Origin of the sequence: Salinivibrio sp. KP-1 (assembly GCF_000968645.1) — a bacterium.
GTDB classification, from domain to species: domain Bacteria; phylum Pseudomonadota; class Gammaproteobacteria; order Enterobacterales; family Vibrionaceae; genus Salinivibrio; species Salinivibrio siamensis.
Map to the genome: position 1 here is coordinate 1 of NZ_LAQR01000035.1, position 2944 is coordinate 2944.

Sequence of the window (2944 nt, forward strand, 5' to 3'; positions counted from 1 at the left end):
AGCTATTGTCATCACCATTACTGGTAGTGAGGATACGCCAGAAGTGACCGGTAGCTTTATCGGTTCCGTGACCGAGGGCAATGTGGGCGATGCGCCTGTGACTGCAAGTGGCACACTTTCAATCAGTGACGTTGATGGCGACGATAATCCCACCTTTGCCAATACTGCAGAGACCGGTACCTATGGCTCGCTAGACCTAGTTAACGGCAACTGGATCTACACCCTCGATCAGTCTGCGGTGCAGAACTTGGATGCCGGTGATGAGGTGACAGACACTATCACGCTCACCGCAAGCGATAACACGCAACAAGATATTGTCATCACCATTACGGGGACCGACGATGCCCCTGAAGTAAGTGGTGAGTTTGTTGGCTCAGTCACCGAAGGCAACGAAGGCGATGCGGTCACTGCCACCGGCACCATTGCGATCAGTGACGTTGATGGCGACGATAATCCCACCTTTGCCAATACTACAGAGACCGGAACCTATGGCTCGCTAGAGCTGGTGAGCGGCAACTGGACCTACACCCTCGATCAGTCTGCCGTGCAGGATTTAGATGGCGGTGATCAGGTGACAGACACCATCACCCTCACCGCAAGCGATAACACACAGCAAGATATTGTTATCACCATTACCGGCACCGACGACTTACCTGAAGTCACCGGTAACTTTACCGGCTCAGTCACCGAAGGCAACGTGGGCGATGCCGCGGTCACTGCAAGTGGCACCATTGCGATCAGTGATGTCGATGGCGACGACGCGCCAACCTTTGCCGACGTCACACAGGCAGGTACCTATGGCTCACTCGACCTGGTGAACGGCAGCTGGACTTACACGCTTGATCAATCTGCCGTGCAGAACTTAGATGCCGGTGATGAGGTGACAGACACCATCACCCTCACTGCAAGCGATAACACGCAACAAGATATTGTTATCACCATTACGGGGACGAATGATGCCCCTGAAGTAAGCGGTAGCTTTGTTGGTTCTGTCACCGAAGGCAACGTGGGCGATGCGGCGGTGACTGCAACCGGCACCACTACGATCAGTGATGTGGATAGCGACGACAATCCGACGTTTGCCGATACCACTGAAGCGGGGACTTATGGCTCGCTAGAGCTGGTGAACGGCAACTGGACTTACACCCTCGATCAGTCTGCCGTACAGAACTTGGATGCTGGTGATCAGGTGACCGACACCATCACCCTCACCGCAAGCGATAACACGCAACAAGATATTGTCATCACCATTACCGGCACCGACGACTTACCTGAAGTCACCGGTAGCTTTACTGGTTCAGTGACCGAAGGTGACGTGGGAGATACCGCAGTAACTGCAACCGGCACCATTTCGATCAGTGATGTCGATAGTGACGACGCGCCAACCTTTGCCGACGTCACACAGGCAGGCACTTACGGCTCGTTGGAGCTAGTAGATGGTGCTTGGACCTACACCCTCGATCAGTCTGCGGTGCAGGATTTAGATGCCGGTGATCAGGTGACCGACACCATCACCCTCACTGCAAGCGATAACACGCAACAAAATATTGTCATCACCATTAAGGGTACAGATGATGCACCTGAAGTCACTGGAAGCTTTACTGGTTCAGTCACCGAAGGCAACGTGGGCGATGCCGCGGTGACTGCGACGGGCACCATCGCGATCAGCGATGTCGATAGTGACGATAACCCAACCTTTGCCGATGTTACACAGGCAGGCAACTATGGCTCGCTAGAGCTGGTGAACGGCAATTGGACTTACACGCTAAATCAGAGCTCAGTACAGAATTTAGATGCCAGCGATCACGTGACGGACACCATCACCCTCACTGCAAGCGATAACACACAGCAAGATATTGTCATCACCATTACCGGTAGCGAGGACCTACCTGAAGTCACCGGTGAGTTTATTGGTTCCGTGAACGAAGGCAACGAAGGTGATGCACCTGTCACTGCCACCGGCACCATTGCGATCAGTGATGTCGATGGCGATGACAATCCGACGTTTGCTGACGTCACACAGGCAGGCACTTACGGCTCGTTAGAGCTAGTAGATGGCGCTTGGACCTACACCCTTGATCAGTCTGCCGTGCAGGATTTAGATGCCGGTGATCAAGTGACGGACACTATCACGCTCACCGCAAGCGATAACACGCAACAAGATATTGTCATCACCATTACCGGCACCGATGACTTATCTGAAGTCACCGGTAGCTTTGTTGGCTCAGTGACCGAAGGTGACGTGGGCGATACCGCAGTAACTGCAACCGGCACCATTTCGATCAGTGATGTCGATGGCGATGACAATCCGACCTTTGCGAATACTACAGAAGCGGGGACTTATGGCTCTCTGGAACTAGTCGGTGAGACCTGGACCTACACCCTCGATCAGAGCTCAGTGCAGGATTTAGATGCCGGTGATCAAATGACGGACACCATCACCCTCACTGCAAGCGATAACACACAGCAAGATATTGTTATCACCATTACGGGGACGGATGACGCACCTGAAGTCACTGGAAGCTTTACCGGCTCAGTCACCGAAGGTGACGTGGGCGATACCGCAGTAACTGCCACCGGCACCATTGCGATCAGTGATGGTGATGACGGCGATAATCCGACCTTTGCCGATACCACTGAAGCGGGGACTTATGGCTCGCTAGAGCTGGTGAGCGGCAACTGGACCTACACCCTCGATCAGTCTGCCGTGCAGGATTTAGATGCCGGTGATCAAGTGACGGACACTATCACGCTCACCGCAAGCGATAACACGCAACAAGATATTGTCATCACCATTACCGGCACCGATGACTTATCTGAAGTCACCGGTAGCTTTGTTGGCTCAGTGACCGAAGGTGACGTGGGCGATACCGCAGTAACTGCAACCGGCACCATTTCGATCAGTGATGTCGATGGCGATGACAATCCGACCTTTGCGAATACT

Annotated in this window: 1 protein-coding gene; it reads left to right on the plus strand. The window is 53.5% G+C overall.

Annotated features, from left to right (window positions below):
* Positions 1 to 2944 (plus strand): VCBS domain-containing protein (locus WN56_RS08700; protein WP_231637425.1); only part of this gene is annotated, 2944 nt, incomplete at both ends.